Here is a 2339-nt window from a genome sequence, read left to right on the forward strand (position 1 = left end):
ACAGCATCATGACGATTAAAATTACCCTTATTGACGACCACACCCTATTTCGCAGCGGTATCAAGGCCTTGCTTTCGCGCCAGCCTGATTTTGAAGTCGTCGGCGAAGCTTCAGACGGCCTGGCCGGTGTAAAAATGGTTGAGCAGCTCAAGCCTGATGTGGTCTTGCTGGACTTGGATATGCCGGTCATGAACGGCCGCGAAGCATTGGCTCAAATTTTAAGTATCAATCCGCAGCTGACCGTCATCATGCTGACTGTTTCCGAAGACAGCGATGATTTGACCGAATGTATGCGTATGGGTGCAAAAGGCTTTTTGCTGAAAAACATCAATGCCGACTTCCTATTGGAAAGCATCCGCAAAGCAGTTGATGGCGACAACGTCTTTTCTCCAGAAATGACCAGCCGCTTGGTGCAATCGCTGATTTCTCCATCTCCTTCCCGCTCCGACCATCTACTGGAGCAACTGACTCCGCGCGAGATGGAAATCTTGGGCTATCTTGCCGCCGGACACAGCAACAAAATCATTGCCCGCCATTTGAATCTGGCAGAGTCAACCGTCAAAGTGCATGTACAAAACCTGTTGCGCAAGTTAAACCTAAGCAGCCGCGTCCAAGCAGCGGTTTATGCGGTGCAACACAAAGTACCGCAACCGGTATTGTCTTAAAAAGGCCGTCTGAAACCTTCTTTTTAAAAGGTTTCAAGAAAAGCGTTTATTCGCTATAATCACGCCGATTTATATGCAGGGTTGTCTGATTCTTTCAGACGGCCTTTTTATTTGATTTTTCACTGATTTAAAACAACATGTCCGAAAACATTCCAGAAAATACACCCGAAAATACCGTTCCGGAAGAACACAAACGCAGCATCCGCAGTTTCGTCTTGCGCCAAGGCCATATGACCGCTGCCCAACAGCGCGCCATTGATACGATGTGGCCGCAATTTGGTGTGGACTTTCAAGATGCTCCTTTGGATTTGAACCGCGCTTTTGGACGGGACAATCCTAAAGTATTGGAAATCGGTTTCGGTATGGGCGTTGCGACAGTGGAAATCGCCAAACGTCTGCCCGATACCGACTTTTTAGCGATTGATGTTCACGGCCCAGGTGTCGGTAATATTTTGAAGCTGATTGAGGAAGAACACATTTCCAATATCCGTGTGATGCGTCATGATGCGGTGGAAGTAGTGGAAAAGATGCTGGAAGACGGTTCTTTAGACGGCATTCATATTTTCTTCCCTGACCCTTGGCACAAAAAACGCCACAATAAACGCCGCTTGGTACAAGTGCCGTTTGTTGAAAAGCTGCTGCCCAAACTCAAAAGCGGCGGCTATGTCCATATGGCGACCGACTGGGAAGAATACGCCGTGCAAATGCTGGAGGTTTTGAGCAGTTTCGACGCTTTGCAAAACACGGCTGCCGATTACGCCCCTACACCTGATTATCGCCCTGAAACCAAATTTGAAGCCCGAGGCAAACGATTGGGTCATGGCGTTTGGGACTTGGTGTTCCGTAAGAAATAAAGCCAAACATAAAACACAAGGCCGTCTGAAAAATTTCAGACGGCCTTTTATCTTATTGATTAAGCCAAGAAAAGTTTATAAGCCGGATTATCGGTTTCTTCTTTATAAACATAACCCAAGCTCTCCAAGAAATCGGTAAAGGCTTCATTGTCGCTTTCCGGCACATCGATACCGACCAAAATACGGCCGTAATCCGCACCATGATTGCGATAATGGAACAAAGTGATATTCCATTCGGCGCGCATATGGTTCAAGAAACGGGACAATGCGCCGGGACGCTCAGGAAATTCAAAGCTGACCAAGCGTTCGCTGGAAACTTTTTCCGTCCGTCCCCCGACCATGTAACGAATATGGATTTTGGCGATTTCGTCATTGGTCAGGTCAACATTCGGCAATCCTGCGTCAGCCAGTTGTTTACTGATGACGGCCAAGTCTTGCGCACCTGCAGTTTGCAGGCCGACAAAAATATGAGCATTGTTGTCGTTGCCGTAGCGGTAGTTGAACTCGGTAATATTCCGACTACCCAATACATTGATAAACTTGAGGAAGCTGCCTTTTTCTTCAGGAATGGTAACAGCAAAAATACCTTCGTTACCCTCGCCCAGCTCACTGCGTTCTGAAACATGGCGCAGGCGGTGGAAGTTCATGTTGGCGCCACTGGTGACAGCAACCAAGTTTTGACCTTGGATATTGTTTTTCGCAACATAAGCCTTCAGTCCGGCAAGGGCCAATGCGCCCGCAGGCTCGGTAATGCTGCGCGTATCGTCAAAAATATCTTTAATCGCGCCGCGCAACATATCCGTATTGACCGTAATAATCT

The 2339-nt window shown here is 47.8% G+C and carries 3 protein-coding genes; 2 read left to right on the forward strand and 1 reads right to left on the reverse strand.

All coding sequences use genetic code 11. From position 1 onward, the window contains the following. The first annotated feature begins 8 nt into the window (after nt 1–8). Nucleotides 9–665, forward strand: coding sequence for a response regulator (locus tag ACTHUT_RS18165; protein ID WP_003680203.1), 657 nt, complete (start codon nt 9–11; stop codon nt 663–665). Between the two features lie 137 nt (nt 666–802). After that, the gene (trmB, locus tag ACTHUT_RS18170; protein ID WP_003683649.1) at nt 803–1519 is read left to right on the forward strand and encodes a tRNA (guanosine(46)-N7)-methyltransferase TrmB; all 717 of its coding nucleotides are present in this window, start codon (nt 803–805) and stop codon (nt 1517–1519) included. 59 nt (nt 1520–1578) lie between these two features. On the opposite strand, the gene ilvA is transcribed toward trmB, so the two are convergent. Next, nucleotides 1579–2339: threonine ammonia-lyase, biosynthetic (gene ilvA, locus ACTHUT_RS18175; RefSeq protein ID WP_440419307.1), on the reverse strand; the 761-nt coding region annotated here is incomplete at its 5' end.

The organism is Neisseria sp. P0022.S010 (assembly GCF_051956635.1).

Excerpts from the sequence above, each read along its gene's own strand:
- ACTHUT_RS18165 (WP_003680203.1), top strand. The coding sequence starts at position 9 with ATGACGATTAAAATTACCCTTATTGACGACCACACCCTATTTCGCAGC.
- trmB (WP_003683649.1), top strand. The coding sequence starts at position 803 with ATGTCCGAAAACATTCCAGAAAATACACCCGAAAATACCGTTCCGGAA.